Origin of the sequence: Microcoleus sp. FACHB-672, from assembly GCF_014695725.1 — a bacterium.
Lineage (GTDB): Bacteria > Cyanobacteriota > Cyanobacteriia > Cyanobacteriales > Oscillatoriaceae > FACHB-68.
Window position 1 is genome coordinate 105,234 of the sequence record NZ_JACJOU010000022.1, and the last position, 24,430, is coordinate 129,663.

At 47.8% G+C, this 24,430-nt stretch carries 19 protein-coding genes; 10 read left to right on the forward strand and 9 right to left on the reverse strand.

What is annotated here, in order from left to right; all coding sequences use genetic code 11:
* Window positions 1-97 precede the first annotated feature (97 nt).
* The gene (locus H6F56_RS18155; RefSeq protein WP_190670933.1) at window positions 98-265 is read left to right on the forward strand and encodes a hypothetical protein; all 168 of its coding nucleotides are present in this window, start codon (window positions 98-100) and stop codon (window positions 263-265) included.
* Window positions 266-358: 93 nt separating this feature from the next.
* Window positions 359-562 (forward strand): hypothetical protein, encoded by a 204-nt coding sequence (locus H6F56_RS18160; protein WP_190670935.1) that lies wholly within the window; start codon window positions 359-361, stop codon window positions 560-562.
* Between the two features lie 227 nt (window positions 563-789).
* Here H6F56_RS18160 and H6F56_RS26455 read toward each other — a convergent pair whose 3' ends face one another.
* A complete protein-coding gene (locus H6F56_RS26455) occupies window positions 790-4,122 on the reverse strand; it encodes an EAL domain-containing protein (protein ID WP_242032070.1) in 3,333 nt (1,110 codons plus the stop codon).
* A gap of 602 nt (window positions 4,123-4,724) precedes the next feature.
* Between H6F56_RS26455 and H6F56_RS18170 the strand changes: the two genes are divergently transcribed.
* From H6F56_RS18170 to H6F56_RS18180, 3 genes are all read left to right on the forward strand, one after another.
* The gene (locus tag H6F56_RS18170) at window positions 4,725-5,369 is read left to right on the forward strand and encodes a helix-turn-helix transcriptional regulator (protein WP_190670937.1); all 645 of its coding nucleotides are present in this window, start codon (window positions 4,725-4,727) and stop codon (window positions 5,367-5,369) included.
* 281 nt (window positions 5,370-5,650) lie between these two features.
* The gene (locus tag H6F56_RS18175) at window positions 5,651-7,060 is read left to right on the forward strand and encodes a DUF2157 domain-containing protein (protein WP_190670939.1); all 1,410 of its coding nucleotides are present in this window, start codon (window positions 5,651-5,653) and stop codon (window positions 7,058-7,060) included.
* Window positions 7,060-7,815: a GDYXXLXY domain-containing protein gene (locus tag H6F56_RS18180; RefSeq protein WP_190670941.1), complete on the forward strand. Its 756-nt coding sequence runs from the start codon at window positions 7,060-7,062 to the stop codon at window positions 7,813-7,815. The genes H6F56_RS18175 and H6F56_RS18180 overlap by 1 nt, the downstream gene beginning before the upstream one ends.
* Window positions 7,816-7,870: 55 nt before the next feature.
* Here the strand turns inward: H6F56_RS18180 and sppA are convergent, their stop codons facing one another.
* The 4 genes from sppA to cbiB form a co-directional block, all read right to left on the reverse strand.
* Window positions 7,871-9,685, reverse strand: coding sequence for a signal peptide peptidase SppA (gene sppA / locus H6F56_RS18185; RefSeq protein WP_190670944.1), 1,815 nt, complete (start codon window positions 9,683-9,685; stop codon window positions 7,871-7,873).
* A 115-nt stretch (window positions 9,686-9,800) separates the two neighbouring features.
* On the reverse strand, window positions 9,801-10,835 hold the full coding sequence (gene fni, locus H6F56_RS18190) for a type 2 isopentenyl-diphosphate Delta-isomerase (protein ID WP_190671213.1): 1,035 nt from the start codon (window positions 10,833-10,835) through the stop codon (window positions 9,801-9,803).
* Window positions 10,836-10,923: 88 nt separating this feature from the next.
* A complete protein-coding gene (pyrR, locus tag H6F56_RS18195; RefSeq protein ID WP_190670946.1) occupies window positions 10,924-11,460 on the reverse strand; it encodes a bifunctional pyr operon transcriptional regulator/uracil phosphoribosyltransferase PyrR in 537 nt (178 codons plus the stop codon).
* Window positions 11,461-11,469: 9 nt separating this feature from the next.
* Entirely contained in the window at window positions 11,470-12,447 is a 978-nt protein-coding gene (gene cbiB / locus H6F56_RS18200) for an adenosylcobinamide-phosphate synthase CbiB (RefSeq protein ID WP_416361000.1), read from the reverse strand.
* Between the two features lie 303 nt (window positions 12,448-12,750).
* Between cbiB and H6F56_RS27375 the strand changes: the two genes are divergently transcribed.
* Complete coding sequence (locus H6F56_RS27375; RefSeq protein WP_416360998.1) at window positions 12,751-12,903, forward strand: DUF6887 family protein; 153 nt, start codon at window positions 12,751-12,753, stop codon at window positions 12,901-12,903.
* Window positions 12,904-12,986: 83 nt separating this feature from the next.
* The gene (recJ, locus tag H6F56_RS18205) at window positions 12,987-15,404 is read left to right on the forward strand and encodes a single-stranded-DNA-specific exonuclease RecJ (RefSeq protein ID WP_190671216.1); all 2,418 of its coding nucleotides are present in this window, start codon (window positions 12,987-12,989) and stop codon (window positions 15,402-15,404) included.
* 25 nt (window positions 15,405-15,429) lie between these two features.
* On the opposite strand, the gene H6F56_RS18210 is transcribed toward recJ, so the two are convergent.
* Both H6F56_RS18210 and H6F56_RS18215 read right to left on the reverse strand, forming a co-directional pair.
* Window positions 15,430-16,149, reverse strand: coding sequence for a YdcF family protein (locus tag H6F56_RS18210; protein WP_190670948.1), 720 nt, complete (start codon window positions 16,147-16,149; stop codon window positions 15,430-15,432).
* 68 nt (window positions 16,150-16,217) lie between these two features.
* Complete coding sequence (locus H6F56_RS18215; protein WP_190670950.1) at window positions 16,218-17,018, reverse strand: hypothetical protein; 801 nt, start codon at window positions 17,016-17,018, stop codon at window positions 16,218-16,220.
* 471 nt (window positions 17,019-17,489) lie between these two features.
* Between H6F56_RS18215 and ctpB the strand changes: the two genes are divergently transcribed.
* Window positions 17,490-18,785 carry a carboxyl-terminal processing protease CtpB gene (ctpB, locus tag H6F56_RS18220; RefSeq protein ID WP_190670953.1) on the forward strand — a complete coding sequence of 432 codons (1,296 nt, stop codon included), beginning with the start codon at window positions 17,490-17,492 and terminating at the stop codon, window positions 18,783-18,785.
* A 185-nt stretch (window positions 18,786-18,970) separates the two neighbouring features.
* On the opposite strand, the gene H6F56_RS18225 is transcribed toward ctpB, so the two are convergent.
* Together H6F56_RS18225 and H6F56_RS18230 are read right to left on the reverse strand one after the other, a co-directional pair.
* The gene (locus H6F56_RS18225) at window positions 18,971-19,954 is read right to left on the reverse strand and encodes a heme o synthase (protein ID WP_190670955.1); all 984 of its coding nucleotides are present in this window, start codon (window positions 19,952-19,954) and stop codon (window positions 18,971-18,973) included.
* A 124-nt stretch (window positions 19,955-20,078) separates the two neighbouring features.
* Window positions 20,079-21,023 carry a COX15/CtaA family protein gene (locus H6F56_RS18230; protein ID WP_190670958.1) on the reverse strand — a complete coding sequence of 315 codons (945 nt, stop codon included), beginning with the start codon at window positions 21,021-21,023 and terminating at the stop codon, window positions 20,079-20,081.
* Between the two features lie 481 nt (window positions 21,024-21,504).
* On the opposite strand from H6F56_RS18230, the gene H6F56_RS18235 reads away from it, so the two are divergent.
* Entirely contained in the window at window positions 21,505-22,533 is a 1,029-nt protein-coding gene (locus tag H6F56_RS18235) for a cytochrome c oxidase subunit II (RefSeq protein ID WP_190670960.1), read from the forward strand.
* 111 nt (window positions 22,534-22,644) lie between these two features.
* The gene (ctaD, locus tag H6F56_RS18240; protein ID WP_190670962.1) at window positions 22,645-24,411 is read left to right on the forward strand and encodes a cytochrome c oxidase subunit I; all 1,767 of its coding nucleotides are present in this window, start codon (window positions 22,645-22,647) and stop codon (window positions 24,409-24,411) included.
* The last annotated feature ends 19 nt before the right edge of the window (window positions 24,412-24,430 follow it).

The window sequence follows — 24,430 nt, forward strand, 5'->3', positions numbered from 1 at the left end:
GTAAAGAAATATGAAGCAATAGCTCTATTCAATTGATCCGGATGGCCAAGCTGAGAGCCGGTATTAGACAGAGGAAGCATCAAGCGGGAAATCTCTTATGCGCGTTAACGCCTCTATCCTCTTATCAAGTTTGTTAATCACCGGCTTCGCCGTCAACTTTCTAGAAATTCAATACAGTTTTACCGGCTTAGATCAAGCGTATGCCGGCCATGTTGGAGTCGAGCAAGGAAGTGACCGACCTAAAAGCGGTGGACGACGAGCTTAAATATAATCAACAATAATCAACAATTTTTTTTTCCTGATGCCATAGGCGGGGTGCTGAATCAAGAAGTGGAAGCTCTGACACAGGACACCCCTTATGTCTTATTTTCTCCCCGTTGTTGTGTTATGTCCACTCTTTTTAGGTTTGGCTGTTAATTTTCAAGGAATGGAACGGAGTTCAGTTCAACAGCAACGCTTTGATGCGTCTCAAAATTTGCTGTTAGTTGTTCACCCGACAGAACCTGATTGTGATCGTCCAGGCAGTAAAGACTGCCGCCGAGACATGGTTCGGCACACTTAAACGACAAATATCCAGACCTTTAAGATAAAACTCTCATCCTTCAATCTGTTCCAGACAAAATCGATTCAACCTCATGAAAAGCAATAACTGATGAGTGGCAAGAAAAATCCTTGTCACTCATCATTTTTTCGATCTTTACAGTATTTCAGCAAATGACTTTATAATTGAATTTTAGAAGCCGGCGAGGATGCTTGCGCCACAATTTGGAAAATTAGAAAATTATTACCTTACCACTGTGGCTCAGATACCATTAACGCCTCAGCCGCTTCACTAGGTAACGGCTTAGAAAAAAAATAGCCCTGCCCGTATTCACATTGCAGCGCCCAGAGTTGTACCAGTTGCTTCTCAGTTTCCACGCCTTCTGCTACCACATACATTCCCAAATTATGCGCCAGCGTAACAATTGCCCGCACAATTTCTGAGTTTTCGTCATCGCCGGCCATCTCGCTGACAAAAGAGCGATCAATCTTTAAGGTATTAATCGGAAAGCGATGCAAATAACTCAAAGAAGAATAGCCGGTGCCGAAGTCATCAATACACAATCCAATATTTCGATTTCTTAGCTGCTCCAGCACTTCAGCCGCTGCGGCAGCATTTTCCATCAGCACACTTTCAGTGATCTCTAGCTTTAAACAGAGAGGATTGATGCCGGTCTGTTGCAAAATTTCATCGATTTGCGCCAACAAATGGGGTTGCGAGAGCTGTTTCCCGGAAAGATTAACCGTCATTGTTAGGTCGCGTGCGGAGGGAAACAGTTCTTGCCAATGATGTAACTGCCGGCACGCTTCTAGGAGCACCCACGCACCGAGCGGAACAATTAAACCTGTTTCTTCCGCCACAGGAATAAATTCTGCCGGTGAAATCAGACCTCGCTCTGGGTGTTGCCAGCGCACCAGCGCCTCAAAACCGGCAATTCTGCCCGTATCTAAGGCAACAATTGGCTGGTAATGTAATAGAAATTCACATAAAAAAGAAGAGATGGGAATTTCTTTCTCTTCACTCTTAACCTGTAATTTTTCACTTTGAACGGCTCGTCGCAAGTCATTTTCTAACTCCAATAGAGCCAAGGCGTGTTTGTGCATGGCCGAGTCAAATACCACATATCGCGCCTTACCCAAAGCCTTCGCACGATACATGGCGAGATCCGCATCGCGCAGAAAGTATTCGGGTTGCTCATAAGGGCGTCCATTGACCCCTTCAAGTTCGGGCTTCTGATGATATGAGCCGATCGCAATCCCAATACTGGCAGTGGTAAACACATCATGTTCGTTTAAATTAACCGGCAGCATCAGTTGTTGTTGAATGCGTTCGGCAAAACTGGTGGCATCATTTAAGTCACGGATCGTAGCCAGCAAAATGGTAAACTCATCTCCTCCCAGTCTGGCGACCACATCACCGCGACGCAAGGACGCTTCTAGCCGCCGCGCTATCGCTATCAAAAATTGATCTCCCAGCATATGCCCCAGACTGTCGTTAACCACCTTGAAGCGATCAAGATCCAGAAACAGCACGGCAAACAAACCATCTTGGCTCTGTTTCGCCCGCGCCACTGCCTGCTCTAGCCGGTGGATAAACAGGGTTCGGTTTGGCAGCCCCGTTAGTTCGTCGTGCCATGCCGCTTGCAACAATTGCTCCTCAGCCAACTGGCGCTCTGTAATATCAAGTGCATACAGATGTACGACATTGAGATGGGCAAGGGGATGATAACTCCAAGAGTAGATGCGCTCTTGAACTTTGACTTCGATGTGCCGCTCGCTCTGGTTAGTGTCCAGAGAGCTACGCACGAGCTGGCGATGGTTTGCCGGCAAAAAACTGGCTGGTTCGTCGAGATTCAGCTTGTCTATCACGCGCCGTGCGGCTGGATTGAGGTAAATTAGATTGCCATCTCTATCGGATGCCAGCACAGGATTCGGGTCATATCTGGGAAACGCCGCTAAACGCAGATTCTCTTCCTCAAGGGTCTTGCGCTCGGTCATGTCACTGATCGCACCGGCAATTGCAAACGCCTTGCCGGCAGCATTCCGAATCGCCATTCCCTGCGCTCGCACCCATCGGTAATTGCCGTCTTGATGCAAGATGCGATGTTCGTTGTGAAAATAAGTGGTGTGACCTGCTAAATGAACGGTAATCTCTGCCTTAACTCGCTCCATATCGTTTGGATGCACCCGCTTGAACCATTCGTCTGGATGAGTGCCAATTTCGATTTCGTCATAACCCAGCAAGGCTTTCCACTGAGGAGAAAAATCAAGCTCGTTCGTTTCTAAATTCCACTCCCACACAGCCTCAGCGCCACCGGCATCTGTGAAGCGATATCGCTGCCCGGAGGGTAAACCGGCTTGTGTCAAAGTGCTGTGACTATTGGCTGGTAAGGATAATGTTTTTTGCCGCACAAGTCGCTCTAAGTCGCCGGCATGAAGAATGGTTGCGTTGGCAAGCTGACGCAGGCATAGGATCGTGCCGGTGGTGCCGGCCAAAATCAACAGAAAAAGTGTACTGCCGAGAGAAACAATCTGGCGGTTAGCCGGCGCATATAGTTGGCCAGAAGGCATAATCACCGATAAACCCCAATCGCTTCCTTGAATAGGGCTGTAGGCGATGACCTGCGGCTCTTTGGCTAGGTGAGAAATGAACAGGCCGGTATCTTGATGAAGCGCTTTTTCTAAAGCTTGTGCCACCGCAGAAGTTTTGGGAAAAATTAAGGATGAGCGATCTTGAATAAATAAATTTTTAGGGTTCTGTATATCTGGGCAGGTTGGAATTAGCCAGCAATTCCAAATTCCGATAATATTATTTTTTAAATTTGCCTCTACTATCTGTGAGGAAGATTTAGTGTTTTCGGGGCTTCTCAAGGAAAAAAAGACCTCGACTCCATCGGAATGAAGGCTGCCTATGACTGTTTGGCCGGCTTCCCCAACACTCCTATTTTTTGATAAAAGTCGCTGCTGTACGGGGTCAAGCTTGAACACAACAATGTCTGTGCCGGCTCGCTGCGATAATTCATTCAAAATGGGAACACCGACGGCTAAATAGGCACTACCGCTTAGAATGACTGGAGCGTGAAGCATGACTGTTTGAGAACCGGCAGCCGGTACGGGCCAAAATTCTGCGGGAATTGGCAATCCCACGCTCACTACTTGCTTGCCGGTTCGATCAAGCCGACTGATGCCTGCCACGTCTGGAGATGTTTTGAGCGCTTCTCGCAGTTTTGGCGTGCTGAGGTTCTGTAATGCATTTAAGCTCAGCTTCTGCCGGTTATAAGCCTCTAGGTTCCTACGAAGTTGAGTTTCCCTTGCGATTTGCAAAGCAACTGCTTTTGTTTGCCCAATATATTCTTCAACGGCTGAAGCTTTACTTCTGGCGGCAATAAGCAAATTTTTGTGTTGATCTTGTTTGAGATGTTGGTACAGAGGCAAAATACTCACAACAGCAATGACTGTGCCGGTGGCCAAAATTCCCAGTGCACAATAGGCAACAATCAATTTATGTAAGCGTCCTAAAAAGCTTTTGCCACCCATGCTTGATTCCTGTGCTTCGGCCCATGATTGGCTCTGAAACTTCATCTGCAAGATAACTGCGCTGACGGCTAAAGTTCAAGAACACCTTTACCAGACCGACGCACCCTGAAAGGGACGGGGTCACACGATTACACCTATCTTTTGAGTCTACCCTCGATTCTCATCTGCACCCATCACAAAAAAAGTTCATCAGGAAAAGTTTTGTTGCTGTCAATTTTCCTAAAAGGTACTGGAGTTGAATTTTGGATGCCTTTAAGCAAAAAAGCTCTGGTCAAATCTTGCTAATTTGGGTTTTCTTTTATATTTTATTCCCCAAGCGTCGGCTGCAATGCGCTGCATCTTTTGCCGGCATTAAGCGGATTACTCTGTTTTTTCGGCCACCCTCATATCGCTGACTTGATGCGCCCGCAAGCAGCAAGTTTTTTTATTTCAAGTTAGCCAAAAGGGTTCGTACTTCCATTTTGTGCTAATTTTGTACTGCTAAAAAAAGCGATAAAGCTTTATCATTAAAAGTCTTTGAAGTTAAGCTGGAAGTACAAAAGACGCGATTTTAGTTGAGTTAACTTAGCATATCTTAAAAAAATCTGCAACTATCGAGAGTCGAGCAAGCTAAGGTGAAAGGGTGGTTTCTTAAAATTCTATTAATTATGGAGGATAAACAAAAAGCGAAAAATCAAATTTTGCATCGATTGAAAATGCACGGAGCGCAAACTGCCACAACTTTAGCAGAACAATTGCTAGTTTCTCCAATGGCAATACGCCAGCATTTACAAACGCTGCAAGCCGAGGGATGGGTGAGTTACCGAGAAGAACGGCGTCCCCAAGGCCGGCCCGTGAAGTTATGGCAGCTGACGGAGCGTTCTGGCAATTTCTTTGCCGATAGCCATGCAGAGTTGATGGTTGACCTACTGAGGGGCGTTGAGACAGTTTTTGGGCCGGCAGGTTTGGAAAAACTGCTAGCAGAACGCACCAACCGACAAGTGCAAAGCTACACATCTCGGTTAGAGGAAGTAGCCGGCAGCAGTGATTGGCGGCAGCGAGTTGTTGTACTCGCCCAGTGTCGCAGCCAAGAAGGCTACATGGCGGAAGTAATCGAACAGCCGGATCACAGCTTGCTTTTAGTGGAAAACCACTGTCCTATCAATGCAGCCGCCCGCACGTGTCAGATGTTGTGCCAATCAGAACTTGAGGTTTTTAAAACCTTGTTAGGGCCGGCAGTCAGCATTGAACGAATCGAACATATTATGCAAGGTGATCGCCGGTGCGCTTACCGCGTGATGAGTGAAACGTAAAGAGAAACCGCAATAAAACTAAACAAGTTTCTTACGTTTCCTTTTGTACATTTGTCTTCATCGGCAGCCGTCTAGAAAAATCTCTTTCAAAATCAAGCTTGGACGCTCTTACACAAGGGCGGCCCTTCCCCAAAACTATTATTTAAACACTGAAACCCTAAAGTTAGATGAGCGTGCCAGTGAGACGGGTGTCACAATTTTAACCTGCCACCCAATAACTCATGGCAGATTATAAGGTAGATTACACAGCCGATCTTTAGAAAGAGAAGAGGCCATTCAAGATGGTTTCAGATAAGTTTCGTCATCAGCTACGCCATGAAACAAAACTGTGGCAAGCTGAGGGATTAATTAATGCCGAATTGTATGAGCAAATATCAGAACGCTATCAATTTGATAGCCTGGAAACTTCCGCTCGCAATCGCTTTATTGCAATTGTCATTGGCGTAGGAGGAATTCTCCTAGGCTTAGCCGTCATCACCTTTGTGGCAGCGAACTGGCAAGCCTGGTCGCGAGAGGTGAGAGTTGCACTGCTGCTGAGTTTATTCATTGGGGTAAATGCAGCCGGCTTCTATTTGTGGCGAACTCCTCCAACCTCTGGGGCACAACGAAAGCGAGGAGGCGGGAAACAGCGGTTGGGCGAGGCATTATTGCTCCTAGGGGCAATTATTCTGGGCGCGAATATGGCCCTGATGGCTCAGATGTTCCATATCGGTGGTTCCCCCTATGGGTTGTATTTAGCCTGGGGTCTAGGCGTGCTAGCAATGGCTTACAGCTTGCGTTTGACTTCTTTAGGCGTCTTAGCAATTCTGTTAATTGGCTGGGGTTATTGGCTGAACGTGTTTGATTGGTCAGCGAAAGAATTTTCTTGGCTGCTGCTGCTAGTCGAACATATGCCGGTGGTGGCTTGCTTGCTGTTTGTGCCACTTGCTTACTGGTGCCGGTCTCGCGCAATTTTTGCCTTAACGGCGATTTTGGTGATTTTTTCCCTAGAAATGTCTCTTGCTCAAGGATCAAGTGGCGCACCGGCTTTAATGGCTGCCCTGATGTGTGCCATGCCACCGGCTCTTTTATGGGGTTATGATGACACCCTTTGGCCCAATATCCATAGCAAATTGTTTCAGCCAATCGCCCGGAATTTAGCACTATTTTGCCTTGCTATTTTGTTTTATGTTTTAGCCTTCCAGTGGCCTTGGCAATCTTCCTCAGCAACACCCATTCATACCCAAACATTATTGGGTTGGAGTTCTCTGCTGGATGTTGCGCTGCTGGGTGGTTTGATTGTCTGGCAATGGCTGCGTTTAGGCCGGCAGGGAAGAAAGCACCCATCTCGTCGGGGAGTGGATTTGACAACCAATGTGATTGCCTGTTTTATTGCCATTAGCGCTTTAATTCCCTTATTTCATTTGAGTTTTACCCCAATTTCTGTGCTGGCAATCTTTCTATTTAATGTGTTGCTGTTTCTATTAGCCGGCGGTTTGCTTCGGGAAGGACTTGCACTTGGAAATCGTGCGACTTTCTGGGCCGGCATTACGCTATTGGCGCTGCAAATTGTGAGCCGACTGCTAGAGTACGAGACCGGCTTATTATTTAAAGCATTTGTCTTCTTCTTGTGCGGGATAGGGGTAATTGCTGCCGGACTTTTGTTTGAGCGCTACTCTTCTGCGTTAACGCCTTCTCAGGAGAATTCTTAATGACTTCTAACTTTGATAAATCTGAGCAACCATTGCTCGAGGAAAAAATACCGGCAGAGGTCAACGTTGAAAATCAGCGAATGACCAGTTGGGAGGCACCAAAAAAGCCGTTACGTGGTTGGCGGCTGTGGGTTCCTTTACTATTACAAACTGTGCTGATTGGTTCTGTGCCGGCACAAGCAATTTACACTCACCTCACCGGCACCACTGTAATTTTGCAAACAGCGCCGGTTGATCCTTACGATCTTTTGCGGGGTTACTATCAAACACTCAGCTACGATATCTCGAATCAAAGTAACCTGAAAAAACTTCCCGGCTGGAATGACTTACCGGGTGGCACGACAACTTGCCCAACGGTAAAACCGCCAGCTAAAAACACTTGCAAGCCAGAGAAATACTTAAACTCACCGACGGAGCTTTATGTCATTTTAGAGGCACCCAAATCGCCGACAGCTTCCGGACGCCCCCAACCTTGGAAGCCGGTGCGCGTCAGTCAGGAACTTCCAACTAAATTGCCGGCGAATCAGGTGGCACTGAAAGGGACATATAACGGTGGAATTCAGTACGGTTTAGAACAGTATTTTATGCCGGAAGACCAAAGGGAGCGGATTAACGACGACATTAATCAAGCTCAGCGAAACCAACCGGGACAGGCTAGACAAGCGCAACCTTTTGTAGTTGAAGTTAAGGTTAACGCTCAGGGTCATGCCGTGCCGGTGAGCCTTTGGGTGCGGGAACGAAATTATCGGTTTTAGGAGAATGGGGCATGGGGGATTTCTCTCCCTCTCCCGTAGCCCCTAGTCCCTCAAATTACTCAATGCGAAAGTTGTAAGGCAAACGAGCGTAAATGCCGCGAGGATCGTTGAGGCTGGTGAAAATGGTTAGCTCTTGCTGAAGTTTCTTCCATTCTAGGGTGAGTGGATCGGGCTTGACGGGAGTTGAGGAAATATGAGCGCCAATTAGTTTTTGCACAATTCGCTGTTCAAATGTGCGAGTTTTAGGATACTCTTCCACTTGCCATTTATCTCCCAGCTTGGCGAGTTTAGCTGCCTCAGCGATCGCATCTTGGATGCCCCCCATTTGATCAACTAAGCCTATTCTCTTGGCTTCTAAACCCGACCAAACGCGCCCTTGAGCAATTTCATTAACGGTTTGTTTCGGGATTTTCCGCGATTCGGCTACTTTTGTAAGAAATTGATCGTAAACTTGCTGCACCATCTTGCGATAAACCGCGAGTTCTTGCTCAGTTTTAGGACGGGCGTTGGTTCGAGAATCGGCATAGCGGGCAGTTTTTACAACATCCCAAGTGATGCCATTGTTATTAGCAAGTTGTTGAACATTTAGCAGCATTCCAAATACGCCGATTGAGCCGGTGATGGTTGTTGGTTCGGCAAAAATTCGGTCGGCATCGGTTGAAATCCAGTAGCCACCGGAGGCAGCGACGTTTCCCATCGAAACGACGATCGGCTTTTCTTTGCGGGTGAGTTTGACTTCTCGCTGAATGACTTCGGACGCTGTGGCGCTGCCACCGGGACTGTTTACGCGCAGCACAACGGCTTTAACATCTTTATCGAGTCGCAACTGCCGCAATTGTTTTGCTAAGCGATCTCCGCCAACTTCTGTCACTCCGCCTTGTCCATCGACGATTTCACCTTCAGCGTAGACGATGGCAATCGTATTTTTAGAGTTGTTTGTCAGTTCTTTACGGGTTTCATTTGCTTTAGCGTAGGTCGTCAGGTTAATTTGACGAAAGGTTTTATCTTCTTTGTCTGTACCACCCAGTTTCTTAAGTTCTGCGACGACTTCATCAAAGTAAGCGACTTTATCAACGAGTTTGCGTTGTTGGGCTTCCTTTGGCATGAATAAGCCTTGGGTGTCGGCAAGGGTTTGTATTTGGTTTGGGGTTAATTGCCGGTTTTTACCCACACTCGTGCGAAACTCACCCCAAAAGTCGTTCAAGAATTTTTGGGTTTGCTGTTTGTTTTCTGGACTCATCTGGGTGCGTTCAACTGGTTCAACAGCAGCTTTATATTTGCCAACCCGCACCACTTGCACGCCAACGCCGTATTTATTTAAGGCACCTGTTACGAACATGGTTTGGGAACTGAAACCGTTGAGTTCCATTGTGCCGAGGGGATTGACGACAACTTTATTGGCAACGGAAGCGAGGTAGTATTCTCCTTCTGTCCAGTCGTCGTCATAGGCAATAATTTGTTTACCGGCAGCTCGAAATTTTTCTAAGGCTTCTCTAACTTCTCTGAGGGTTGCTAAGCCGTTGCTATTGCCGTTGCTACTACCTTGCAGGTAAAGCGCGACGATGCGTTTATCCTTGGTGGCTTGATCTAAACTGTCGAGAACGGTACGCAGGGTAATTGAGTCGCTTTCTTCATCAGAAAGTGCTTCTTGAATCGCTTGACTGGTGGAGGAACTGGGCTTAGTATCTCTAATCTCTGTAGACAAGTCGAAAACTAACACGGATTTGTCTTCGATTTTTGGCCCGGATTCTTGGGAGGAGGCGGCAATGATTAAAAATATCAGTCCCCCGATCCCCAAACTGGAGAGCAGCACGAGTCCTAGCAGGCTTCCTACTAAACTCGCAAAGGTGTACTTTAGGAAATCGCGCATTGAGGTGTGAGGTTTGAAGTGGAAAGTGAGTGTGGGAGGTGGGAGAGAAGTAAAAATTTAGAAAATTTTCAATTCTCAATTCTTACTTCTGCGTGCGCCATTCGCTGTTACCTTTCTATCCTAATCGCTGCAAAGCACCTGAGTGTTTCAAATCAAATAAGGTGGCGTTGCCGGTGCAAAAAAGTACGGTGGTAATTTCAGCGATTAAGATATCTACAAGGGTGTAAAGGGCGTTTTCTGATTCGGCTGCTGCCTGTAAGAATGGCCATGCTAAACCGGCCAGATCGGCACCAAGTGCGATCGCTTTAGCGACTTCTAACCCATTACGCAATCCTCCGGAGGCAATCAAGGGGATGTCTGGGGTAATGGCGCGAATGCCGGTGATGCACTCAGCGGTTGGCAATCCCCAGTCGGCAAAGGTGTTCCCTAACCGGCGCTGTTTGGCATCTGTGGCGCGTTCTCCTTCCACCTTCGCCCAAGATGTCCCGCCCGCACCGGCAACGTCAATGGCGGAAACACCGGCTTCCATCAGTTTCTTCGCCATTGCTGCTGAGATGCCGTTCCCAACTTCTTTGGCAATTACAGGAATTGATATATCACTGCATAATTCGTTGATTTTGTCAAGCAATCCTCTAAAGTTTGTATCTCCGTTACTTTGAACGCACTCTTGCAGGGGATTGATGTGCAGAATTAGCGCATCTGCCTCTAATAAGTCGATGACACGCCGGCATTCATCAATGCCGTAGGTGTAGTTAAGTTGTACTGCACCTAAATTGGCAAACAAAAGAATATCAGGAGCAACAGATCGCACCGCAAAGGTGTCAGCAACTTGGGGATTTTCCACCGCCACCCGCTGAGAACCGACGCCCATCGCAATGTTATAATGCTGAGCGACTTCTGCTAAGCGATAATTAATCGTCTTTGCCAACTCTGTGCCGCCGGTCATGGAAGAAATCAGTAGGGGTGCACTCAGTTGTTTACCGAGAAATGTGGTTGTTAAATCAATTTCACTGCGGTCAAGTTCTGGTAAACAACAGTGAGTAAAACGGTAGCGTTCCAGTCCGGTTGTTTGGTGAAATTGTACGTCTTCCTCTAAACAGATCCGCAGGTGATCTGCCTTGCGATTTTGAGTTTCTGCCGGCAAGTTCATTAGATTTGGGATTTCGGATGGGGAATTTTCGATTGTTAAGTCGCTCATTAGTTGCCTGGATTTTGGATTTTAATCAGTATCGCCTAACCTAAAATCGAATGAGTTCCACTCCATCCCGTCCATCCATCTCTTGCAGATAAACTTTAACTTGTTCTTCCTTCGCTGTTGGAAGTTTTTTGCCGGTGAAGTCTGGCTGAATCGGCAACTCACGATGACCGCGATCTACTAATACCGCAAACCAAATCGCTGCCGGCCTACCATATTCACTCACCGCATTTAAAGCAGCTCGCACGGTGCGGCCTTTATAAATCACATCATCCACCAATACCACAGTCTTGCCGGTGAGATCGAAGGGAATTTCTGTTTTCGCCGGCGTTCTCATGCCAATTTGATCTAAGTCATCTCTGTAAAACGTAATATCTAATGCACCCACCGGCACGGATACTTGTTCAAGCGCTTGAATTTGACGTGCCAGCAGTTCGGCAAGATAAACGCCTCTGGTATAAATTCCCATTAACACCAGTTGGGAAGGATGTCCAGACTTTTCGACGATTTGGGAAGCTAAGCGAGTAATAGTGCGGCGCAGTTCGTCTGCTGTAAGGATCTCGACAATGTTGGAAGGCATAGGAAAATTTTAGATTTTAAATGAAGCTGCAAGGGCAAGGATTAACCAAATTAAAAAACAATAACGGGTTAATTTTAAAGCTTGGTGAATCGATTTTGGGGTAATGGGGTGAACCGGCAACCCTAATAACGGTTTTGGTTTGGCAACTCCCCGATAGTAGTTGATTCCTCCGAGTTGAACACCTAAAACTGCTGCATAGGCGCACTCACTCCAGCCTGAATTCGGACTGGGATCTTTTGTTGCATCCTGCCGGCACATTTTCCAAATATAGCGGGGTTTGCCAGAAATGAGTCCGAGGGTGAGTACCGTTAGCCGGCAGGGTAGCCAAGTCAGAACGTCTTCTAGCCGCGCACTAAACCATCCTAAATGAAGAAATGGTTCTTCTTTATACCCCACCATTGAATCAAGGGTACTGGCGGCTTTGTAAGCCAAGGCGAACGGGACAGCAGCCGATGCCGATATCACTGTTCCCACGATGGCATAAAATAGCGGAGCCATGACGCCATCTACAGCATTTTCGCTGACGGTTTCCAAGATGGCACGGAGAATTTCTGGTTCGGATAAATTTTGTGTATCCCTTCCCACGTAATAACTCAAGCGTTCCCGTGCTTTGGGGAGATCACCGACATTGAGGGGTTGCAAAACGTCTTCAGCGGCTGCTCTTAAACTGCGACCGGCAAAACAACTGGCGAGAAGAATACTTTCTAATGTTATCCCGACAAGGGGATGCAGCCGATGAGCGCCGTCAATGATTAACCAACTTACAACGGCGGTGCCGGTGATTAAACCGATGGCTAAAATTACCCCAGCCAGCCGGCGCATCAGGGGTGTCTGAGAAATTTTTAAGGCGATTTCACTGTAACGCTGAATTATCCAGCCCATAACCCGCACTGGATGCGGCCATCCCCACGGATCACCGATGAGATAATCTAAGAAGGCTGCCGGTGGCAAAACCGCAGCCGTAAAAGGCAACCGAGGCGCACTCAGGAAGCTAGAAAAAAGGCTGAAGTATGAAGCGTCAAATTTCAAAATAGTCACAATACTTGTCAAATTTTAGAATTTATGATTTTTACACTTCTTGCTGCAATCAGCAACCCCGCTATTAAGAGAATGGGCTGCCGCCATCAGATGTAAAATTTTTGCTAAAATATTGCCTTACTATCCATCTAATTCATAAAAAACAAACTAAATAAATTCAATATCTGCTGTTAACAACTATAAGCTTGTACAGCAATCTATGTTTGTTGAAAAATAGAGTTAAATCGGATAAAATAGGTTGATTTGCAAGCAATGAGCCAAAAAGATTTGCATGACTACGTTCTCGCTCATCGAGATAACAAAAAAGCTTTTTATGCTTATGTAAAGAAAATACATAAAGAAGTCAACTGGATTGAAATCCCGGCTTTAGAATCATTTTCGAGTAGGTTCTTAGGCATGAGATAATGCAGCCCAACACAGCCTCACACTACAATAATCAAACCGGCACCGGCACCGAGAAGATTCAACAGTGGGGCTTAACGACACAAATGCCTGAACAAACTCAACAGTGGCAAGTACAGCCACCGGCACAACCACCCGCCTGGTTACTTCAAGAAATCAGACGCCACGTCCCCGAATCAGCCGGCCACTATGCCGCCCAACTTCTGTGGCAGCGAGGAATTCGAGACCCCAAACAGCTAGCCGGCTTTTTAAATCCGCAAGCATTTCAACCGGCAAGTCCCTTTGAATTCGGGCAAGAAATGCACTCGGCGGTTGAGCGATTGCAACAAGCCAGAAATAACGGGGAAAAAGTTACCATTTGGGGAGACTTTGATGCAGATGGCGTCACCTCAACCGCAGTTTTGTGGGATGGACTTGGCCAGTTTTTTACCCAAAATGACCGGCTAACTTACTACATTCCCAACCGGCTAACCGAATCTCACGGACTCAATATTCAGGGGATTAACACCCTCGCCGAATCTAGAACTCAGTTAATCGTAACCTGTGACACCGGCAGCACAAATTTAGCAGAAATTGAGTATGCGAACCAACTGGGAATTGATGTTATCGTCACCGATCACCACACATTACCGGCAGATCGTCCCCCAGTCGTCGCCATTATCAACCCCCGCTATTTGCCTGTCGGCCATCAAATGGAACATCTCTCAGGCGTGGCAGTGGCATATAAGCTAGTAGAAGCCCTTTATTTAACATTGCCGGCAGTTCCCCAACAGCCATTAGAAAACTTACTCGACTTAGTTGCTATTGGTCTAATTGCGGATCTCGTGCAGCTTTCCGGTGAGTGCCGGTATTTGGCAAAGCAGGGAATTCAACGCTTGCAAAAGCAGCTAACAGAACGAACGCGGCCAGGAGTTGCCAAACTCCTAGAATTATGCAAGCGTAGCGGGGATCGCCCCACAGATATTTCCTTTGGAATTGGCCCGCGAATTAATGCTGTCAGCCGCATTCACGGAGATGCTTCATTTTGTGTGGAATTGCTCACCAGCCAAAATCAGCAACGCTGCGAGCACTTGGCAATGGAAACAGAATTAGCCAATACCAGGCGGCAATCTTTGCAAAAAGAAGTAACCCAGCAAGTGAAATTGCGGCTAGAACAAATGGATCTCTCCACAACCAGTGTCATTGTCTTAGTGGATGAGCAATGGGCGGCTGGTGTGCTGGGTTTAGTTGCCGGTCAAGTGGCACAAGAATACGGGCGTCCCACTGTCCTGTTGAGTTCAGTAGGAATGGAGGCAGAGGGAGAGGAGGAATCGGCGAACAGCCGCAACCTCGGCTCAGCACTCCATCTCGCACGGGGTTCTGCGCGTTCTGTCAATCAAATCGATTTGTACCAGTTGGTGAAAGCTCAAGCACATCTGTTGCACCGATTTGGAGGTCATCCATTTGCAGCAGGCTTGAGCTTGCCGGTGGGGAATATTCCGTTATTTATAGAGGCCATCAACCGACAGCTACGGGAACAGATCGCAACATTAGGAGTGCCGGTGTTACAGGCAGATTTAGTGGTGTCGGTGGCAGATTTAGGCCAACCATTATTTCGTGAGTTGAAACTTTTAGAACCTTGTGGCATGGGGAATCCTGCCCCAAAATTGTTAATTCAAAACTGCTGGTTTGAAAAAACTTGGCACCGCAACAATCAAGATTTAAAAGGGCGAAAAGTTCAGTATATTAAAACCGAGTTTGAAATTTGGGATAACTCAACAAATGTTGGATTTCCTGGCCTCTGGTGGGGACATTACAAAGAAGAAGTTCCTCAAGGCCGGTGTAATGCAATTGTTGAACTTGATTACAACACTTATAAAAATCGCTATGAGGTACGGTTGCTGGCGGTGCAATCCTGTGAAGCTAGCACCATTCAGGATACCGGCGGAATGTCTCTTCAAATTTTGGACTGGCGGGATGCGTCAATTTCTCAAATTACCAGTTCTGAATATAAAACAGAAGTTTTACCAATATCTCAGTGCCCAACGAGCTGGGATGAATTGCAAGTTTGGTTTCGACAGGCAATGTACCGGCAACAAAGCAACCAAGGAGAACTGCCGGCGCTTGCACTTGCCTATCCACCCCCACAAACGCTGTCACCTCTTCAAATTTGGCAACAATTGGTTGGAGTGGCTAAATATCTCAGTCGCACGGATCTGTTAGTCAGCCGGCGTCAACTGTGCGAGAAATTAAGTTTGAGTGATTATACATTACATTTGGGATTAGAAACTTTAGCCAAAGTAAATTTTGAAGTAATTTACCTGGCGCAAAACTTGCGAATTTCCCAGCACACTCAAGCTTTTGCAGCCGTTGCCGATGCCAAAGTTTCCGGTGCTATTGAGCAATTTCTGGCTGCTGTTCAAGAAGAACAATTCCGCCGGCAGTATTTTTATGAAGTGCCGGTTTCAACCGTTCAAGCAATCGCCAATTCCATTGCCGATGATCCCTTAGATTCCCACACCTAAATGCCTTTAACAATCCCCTACTGGCTCAGACACGCCTGATACTCACCTCACACTTGAAACCCTGACGATTCCACTTTTGCATATCTATAGATGTGAGCGGGATAACTGCCGGACATTGTGGCTGTTTGAAGTGACTGATAACGGCCCAAATTCCGCCGCGAGTAACGTCTAAGCCGGTTTTTAGCCATGACTCGCGATTTCCTGGAATGCCTTTTTCATATACCAGATCAAACTCAACCCAAATTCCGTGAGTACCTAACATAATCTGCGCCAGCCATTTTGCCCTCGGTAGATGAGTGATAGAGGTAATGAGTTTGACTTTATGAACCTGCCATTGCTGCAAGATGGGGAGAGAAAAATAAAAGTTGTCAAATGTAGACTGGGCGCACTTTTCTAAAAATACTTGTTGTATAGGAGCCTTGACTTGTTGAAAGATTAACCAAGTACAGGGATCTCGCGATCCTTGAGAAATCAAAACCGGCATTTGGGGATTGAGTTTGGCGAGTTCAGCCGCATAGATTTCTCGGTGAATACTTCCTCCCAAAACAAGCGTGGCATCCACCGGGCCGGTTTTAGCTGTTTGGAGAGCGATGTTATTGTTATACAGCCATCTGCCGGTGATCACGGTTAACGCCACCAGGCACAACAGTAAAGCCCACAAAATGAAACGCAAAACTTTTCGGGAAGCCAAGTTTTTCCAATAGCCTTGTGCTTGATTTAGCTTGCCTCTATTTTTTGGATTCATTTTCGCTTAATTACTGAAAGCACATCTGTCCCCATCCAGAAATTTTGCAGCAATAAAGCAAAGAAATATCATTTCGACTTAGAAGGCTTCTTTTTGGGAGGAATAAAGTAAATTTCTCCTTGATCATTGCGTTTGATCTGACCGCCTAGCTTGTAAATTTCTTGTTTAGCTCGCTCTTGAACTCTTTTATCTACTGCTTGGGAGTAAACCTCAGCCCAAGATCGAAACCGCACCTCAATGCTGTCAGGATCTTGTCTGAGAAACTCTGCGGTGTTCAGGTACAAGGGCGCCAGAGGACTGTAAGGAGTTCCCTGCACCCACTCAGCCGCCTTCTCGTGGGATTGAATCGCGCCCGGAATATCGCCGATCAGCAGTAGTTGATCAAGTCCTTTAAATCGCCATACGAGAAAGGCAGTGGAATTGAGCTTAGGGGAGAGAACCTTAGTTCCCCGGTTCATATATTGGACAGCCAGCTTTGGTTGGCCGAGATAGAAGGAAACGCTGCTAGAAAGATAGGGATAAACCTCAGCAAATCGGGGATCTCGCTGGGTAATCAGGTCAAAATAGTCAGCACTGAGGGAATAGCCGGTTTGAGTTCGCGCCTCATCATCCCCAAAATATTGCAGAAAGTTAATGAATGCCCAATCAGCAATTAAATTATCAAAACCCAAGGTCGGTAAACGTTTGAGCATTTGTAGCCGTAACCCTTCTTCTTGTTCAGCCTGTTTGGGATTTGCGGCTTTTTGCCCGGCGCGATCTAGCTGAGTCCACTGCATGGCAATCACCCCAGCCAAGGCGGCGGCAGTAATTGCCACATTTGCCAGCAGCTTCCACTTTTTGAAAGAGAGGTTGTTAGAGCTTAGTTCCACGGCGCATCCAGCTTTCTCCTGTGAAGACATCCTGTTAAAGGCTATTTTAGCTACACTAGAACGAGTAAGTTTTGATGGAGTTTGGGTTTGACTTTATAAATTTACCGGCTGATTGGCGGTTAGATTAACAGAAAGTGTGTAGCACCGGCATCGAAACCCTAGTGACTAAAGCCCTTTTTTTTAAATAATTGGGGCAATCTTGCAAACTGTCACAGAATTGCGTTATTTCTTGGCGCTGCTTGGGTATCTTGAAACTAAGAGTTTCAGGAGTAACGTATCCGGGGAATGCACTCACTGCCCGCTGTTTTGCCGCTGTTTCTCTTACCCAAGCTAAATGCGACCGCTGTTTGCGTCTGTTCCCGCTCAGCTTGATCGGGATGCTTCACTTCTTCCCTGACGCGATTACTAATGCATCTCGCTGTTACAGCGGCTTATTAGTTGTGATACTCAACTCGTTTTAGCCAACACAAAATGAATTTATTCCCAAGACGCTTCCTATTGCCCCAAGCCGGCCTATTTGGTGGGGCGCTCGCTGCAACTGCTACTTTATCTTTATTTGTTCCTGGTCTCAATAGCTCTGTGCGCGCCGCACTACAGGATAGCCCAAAAACGGTTTTAGATGAAGCGTGGCAAATTGTTAACCGTGACTATGTTGATGGCACGTTTAATCAAGTTGATTGGCAGAAAACCCGGCAAGAGCTGTTAAACAAAAACTATACATCTCGCGAACAGGCTTATGAAGCCTTGAAGACAGCGCTAGAGCAGTTGCAAGACCCCTACACCCGGTTTATGGACCCGGAGCAATATGAGGCGCTGACAAGCCAAACCTCGGGAGAACTGTCTGGGGTTGGTTTGCGGCTAGAATTGGATGAGAAAACTAAGGCGATTGCAGTTGTAGAACCGATTGAGAATTCGCCAGCAGTGAGAGCCGGCCTTCAAGTCGCCGATAAGATTTTGGCAATTGATGGCAAAACCACCCAAGGCATGAGCGTAGAAGAAGCGGCCAAGCTGATCCGGGGTCAGGTGGGGACTGAGGTAACGCTGCAAGTTTCACGGGAAGGCCGGGGTGTGTTTGATGTGAGCATGACGCGAGCTCGGATTGAACTGCCAGCGGTCCGTTACACCATGAAACAGGAAGGCAACAAGCGGGTAGGGTATATCCGTTTGCAAGAGTTTAGCAGCCATGCGGCAGAGCAAATGCACCGGGCGATTGAAAATCTCAGCGCTCAAAAAGCGGATGCTTTTGTGCTGGATCTGCGAGGAAACCCAGGTGGGTTGCTGTATGCGAGTATTGATATTGCTCGGATGTGGATGGAGAAGGGTTCAATTGTTCGCACTGTGGACCGTGTAGGACACAACGAGGAAATGAGCGCCAATCGCACCGCTTTGACGAATTTGCCGCTAGCAGTTTTGGTGGATGGTAATTCTGCGAGTGCCAGTGAAATTTTATCGGGTGCGCTGAAAGATAATGGACGCGCCACGATTATTGGGGATCAAACGTTTGGTAAGGCGTTAGTGCAGTCGGTTCATTCCCTGTCGGATGGTTCCGGTTTGGCTGTGACGATTGCTCACTACTACACGCCGAATGGAACGGATATCAGCCATAAAGGCATTACCCCGGATATCAAAGTTGAGATCAGCGACGCTCAAAAGCAAAAGTTAGCTACTAATCCAACTGCGATTGGCTCGAAAGACGATCCGATCTATACTCGTGCGGTCGCTGTCTTGCAAGCTCAGCTTCCCAATAAGCCGGTTGCTGCTCAGTAGAAAATTAAGGTAAAAAGGCAAAAGCAATAAAAATTATGCGATTGCGTCGGATGAGTGCCGGTGTGGTCGCATTTTTATGGGGGCAAAAATAAGAGTGTGATTGCATTCACCTGTCAAAAAATAAAAAGGCAAAAGTTAAGGAATAAATCCGAGCTTTTGCCTTTTATGTTTTAGATGAGTGCCGGTTATTGCAGCGCCGGCACCAAGCTCACAATCATTTGGATGTGCTCGGCAAACGCAGTCGTAAAGTGATGCGTCATCGGCAAACTATCCACCACCAAGCCGGCGCATAAAAGCATCAGGTAGAGGATAGAAAACTTAAACAGCGATTTCGCTACAACCCGATCCCCAGCATTGTGGGATAACTGCCAAGCCTTCTTCGCAAAAATCGCTCCTAGAAAAATCGCAATGCCGGCATAAACCGCACCCGCCGCATGAAGCGGATAAACCAACAACAGCGTCACCGGCAGCAATAACAGCGTATACAGCCAAATCTGACGCGCCGTTGTTTCATCCCCCTTAACCACCGGCAGCATGGGCACACCCACAGCCGCATAGTCATCACGAATCATCATGGCTAAAGCCCAGAAATGAGGCGGCGTCCACAGGAAAATGATCAGGAACAGTATCCAAGCCCCCCAGCTGAGATCACCTGTCACCGCCGCCCAACCCACCAAAGGCGGAATCGCGCCGGCAGCACCACCAATCACAATATTTTGCGTGCTGTGACGTTTCAGCCAATGAGTGTAAATCAGGACATAAAACACGATCCCAGACATTGCCAACAGCGCCGCTAATAAATTAGCAAAAACGGTGAGCAAGGTGAAAGAAAGACTTGCCAAAACAATCGCAAATAACAGCGCATCCCGAGGCTTGATCCGCCCGGAAGGAAGAGGACGCCAGCGCGTGCGCTCCATGATATAGTCGATGTCGCTGTCGTAAAGACAATTGATCGTATTCGCAGAGGCAGCCGACAAAGCCCCGCCGGATATCGTCACCAATAATAGTAGGGGATCGACTTGTCCTTTAGCCGCTACCCACATTCCCGCCGCTGTCGTGATCAGCAGCAGTAGAATAATTCGAGGCTTTGTTAGCTGATAATAACTTTGAATGACTTGTAAAAAGTTCTGATGATGGCGCTCAACATTTGTCCCAATGATTTCTTGCATGGATTCCTTTCCTTCCAGCCATCAGCCATTCAAGTTTCCGATTTTGGATTTTCGCTCAATCTAACCTTTAAAATCTAAAATCTAAAATTCCATTCGGCTGATAGCTGATAATTAAATTCACAACTCAAGACGCTTCTGATCTGCGTTCATAAAACTCAAAAATTTCTGCGCGATCGCGCAAAGCCAAAGCCGAGAACGCAACCAGCACTCCTAGCAAGGCCGCACCTGTGGCTTGGTGAGCGACGGTGAGCGGTTCTACCTGGAGGTGTAAGCGGAAGGTAGCCACGCCCAAAGCGATTTGCCATACTAACAAACCACCGGCCCAATTGGCTAGCTGGCGCAGGGTGGGGTGCAGTGCCGGCGTCCGCCATGATAGAAATACCAAAGCCAGTGTAGCAAGGCTGGCTGGCACCACACCGGCAATGTGGCTGTTCATCACTAAACACAATTGGCCGGCACCAAAGCACTGGTGCAAAGCCCATTGAGAGCCAACCAATCCGCCTAAAATGCTTTGCAAATATACCAGAATTGCAGCGCTCAACCCTACCCAAGGCAACTTCCCAACCGTGCCAATCGCGCGATAGGGCATTAAGGATACGCCGATTGCGAGTAGGGTGATGAAAAACAGGAGGGCACATCCTAGGTGAGCAGTAACGATGTCGAACCGCAGAAGTTCTGTTACCGTTAGTCCTCCCAAAACGCCCTGGAAAATAATTAAGCCGAGGGCGAAGGTGGATGCCCAGGGAAGCCAAGCAGGGAGGACTCGCCGATCCCACCAGGATAAGCCGGCCAACCCTATCGCACCGCAGCCGATCGCAGCAGCATCAAGCCGGTGAAACCACTCCAGAAACACTTGAAAATTCATTTGTGCCGTCGGCACTAACTCTCCATAACACAGGGGCCAGTCGGGGCAGGCAAGTCCCGCATTCATCACCCGCGTTGCACTGCCGACGGCCATCAAAAGCAGGGTCGCAATGGCTAGCTTCCAGACAAGGCGACGAATGCGTTCTGCCGATTGAGATTGTGTTGTAGAGGTGGCTGCGTCTTGATGCAGGATAGAGTTGGCCATGCGCTGTACCTCAGTTTTGATGGGAAATCAAGGTTAATCGAATACTGAGCGTTCGCTCATTTTTAAATCGACTCGTGACTTTTGCTAGGGTCGATCCTAGCAATTACTTTAATCATCCTGACTCCCATTCGCACTGGCTTTAGGAATTTCTTCCGATTGTTAGAAGCAATCACCCTTATATTACTTTTGCTTTAGAAAACTAAATAGATATTAACAAATCGCTATAATTTGGGGTGGGTCTTGCTGAAGACACCCAGCCGGCATGATTCTAAAGAAATCCCAAAAGGTGTCCAATGACAGCGAATTTGAATCATCACCTGCTTTAACGTAGGGATGTAAGCGGAACCAAAAAGTTGATGGCGACTGAGGTCTGTAACTAAACTGCAAGGCGTGACAAAGCACGCGCTTAGAGGCTGAATGCTGTTAGGCTCTAGCTAAGAGCCAACGTTTAAGAAATTTTGTCTGGAGGTTCCAAACCACCGTGAACATCCCAAACTCCATCCTCACCATGCTGGCCGGCATCGGACTGACCCTCGTCAGCCTATGGTACGGCCAGAACCACGGTTTACTGCCGGTGGCAGCCTCCGAAGAAGCCACCCATGTGGACAACTTGTTCAACACGATGATGACCATTTCCACCGGCCTGTTTTTGCTGGTGCAGGGAGTGCTGGTCATCGCTGCGGTTAAATATCGCCGGCGCAAGGATGACAACACCGACGGGCCGCCGATTCATGGCAACATTCCCCTAGAAATTCTCTGGACAGCGATCCCCGCTGTCATTGTGCTGGGCATCTCTGTTTACAGCTTTGAAATTTACAACGAAATGGGCGGCCTTGATCCCATGTCGTCCCACGATCACACGCTGAATGTCGCCCACAATATGCCCGGGGCGGCGATTGCAGCCCCCTTACCAGGAACGGAAGAAACCGCTTCACAGCCACAGCAAGCGCCTGAGCAAAAACTGATCGCCCTAGGCGTCGGCGCTTCCCCAGCGCATGAAGGCACCACAGCAGACGTGGTTGTCAATGTCACAGGCCTTCAGTTTGCCTGGATTTTCAGCTACCCCGACAGTGGCGTCACCTCTGGTGAGTTGCACGTGCCGGCCAATCGTGAAGTCCAGCTCAATATCGCTGCTAATGATGTGCTGCACGCGCTGTGGCTTCCCGAACTGCGCCTGAAACAAGATGCGATCCCCGGACGCACAACCGAGTTACGGTTCACGCCGGCCAAAGTCGGTGAGTACCCCGTGATCTGCGCTGAACTGTGCGGTAGCTACCACGGCGCGATGAAAAGTCGGCTAATTGTCCACACACCGGAAGAATTCGACAGTTGGGTTAAAAGCCAGCAAGAAGTTGCCAACCGCGAAGTGCTTGAACAAGCCGTGGCGGTTAATCCTGCCAACTTGTCTGAGGGCGAGTATTTGGCTCCCTATGCTGAAGACATGGGCGTTAACCCGCAAATACTGGAGCAGCTGCGCTCATCTCACGATCACGCCGCTCACAATTTTTAACGTTTTGTCATTTGTCATTTGTGATGGGTTGGTTGCCTCTGACCGATAACTAATGACCAATGACCCTACCTTTAGGTTGGCGTAGCCTTGACCAATGACCAATGACAACTTATGACTCAACAAGTACAGCTGCAAGAAAGTGCTAATCTTCCTGCTCGCGGTGAAGAACCGGGGCAAAGGAAGTGGCAAGATTACTTCACCTTTAATGGTGACCACAAGGTGATCGGGATTCAATACCTGGTCACGACGTTTATTTTTTACTTGATAGGTGGGATGCTGGCAACAGCGGTTCGCACAGAACTCGCCACCCCTGATGCTGATTTTGTCAGCCCGGAGCTTTACAACAGCCTGTTTACAGTCCACGCCACGATCATGATTTTCCTGTGGATCGTGCCGGCTGGAGCGGGATTTGCAAACTATATCCTTCCCTTGATGATTGGGGCGAAGGACATGGCTTTCCCAAAGTTAAATGCTTTAGCCTTTTGGATTATTCCACCGGCTGGTATTTTACTGCTGAGCAGTTTCTTGGTGGGCGCACCGGGGGCCGGCTGGACTTCTTACCCGCCCCTGAGCTTAATCAGTGGCAAAGCCGGTGAAGAAATTTGGATTCTCAGCCTTCTTTTGTTAGGAACTTCTTCAATTTTGGGCGCGGTGAATTTTGTTGTCACCATCTTCAAAATGCGAATTCCTGGCATGGGATTTAATCAAATGCCGCTGTTTTGCTGGGCGATGCTGGCAACTTCGGCACTGATTTTAATTGCGACGCCGGTTTTGGCAGCAGCTTTAATTTTGCTGTCCTTTGACTTGTTAGCAGGAACCGCATTTTTTAACCCAACCGGCGGGGGAGATCCGATTGTTTACCAGCATATGTTCTGGTTCTACTCCCACCCTGCTGTTTACATCATGATCCTGCCGTTTTTTGGCGTGCTCTCGGAAGTTATCCCTGTCAACTCCCGCAAGCCAATTTTCGGTTATAAAGCCATCGCCTACTCCAGTCTGGCGATTAGCTTTTTGGGCTTGATTGTTTGGGCGCACCATATGTTTACCAGTGGCACTCCTGGCTGGTTGCGGATGTTTTTTATGATCACCACGATGGTGATCGCTGTGCCCACCGGCATTAAGATATTTAGCTGGTTGGCCACCCTCTGGGGCGGTAAACTGCGGCTGAATAGTGCGCTGCTGTTTGCGATGGGTTTCATATCAACCTTTGTGTTGGGCGGGATCACCGGCGTTATGGTGGCTTCGGTTCCCTTCGATATTCACGTTCACGACACCTATTTTGTCGTTGCTCACCTGCACTACGTTCTCTTTGGCGGCAGTGTATTTGGTATTTACTCAGCTTTCTATCATTGGTTCCCGAAAATGACGGGACGGATGATGAACGAAACCTGGGGTCGCATTCATTTTGCCCTGACGTATATTGGCTTTAATGTTACTTTCTTGCCAATGCACGTTTTAGGTTTACAAGGAATGCCCCGGCGGGTGGCAATGTATGACCCAAAATTTGCCACACTGAATCTGGTTTGCAGCATTGGTGCCTATCTGCTGGCAGTGTCTACGTTCCCGTTTATTATCAATGCGATTTGGAGCTGGTCGAAAGGTCCGAAAGCCGGTGATAATCCTTGGGATGCGCTGACGCTGGAGTGGATGACAACTTCACCGCCACCGATTGAGAATTTTGACGCAACGCCGGTGTTGGCAACCGGCCCTTATGACTACGGTATGGGTAATCGCGACACGCAAGTGGGTGTGCCTTTTTCGGATGCGAAAGACCCAGCTTTGTCTGCCGGCCCGAGTTCTGCATTGCGTGCCGATCCCGATCCTGCGGTTGCCGCTCATCCAGATGACCGTCAAGGAGAAAGTCAAAACCGCGAATAGTTAGCTTTTAACTATCAGT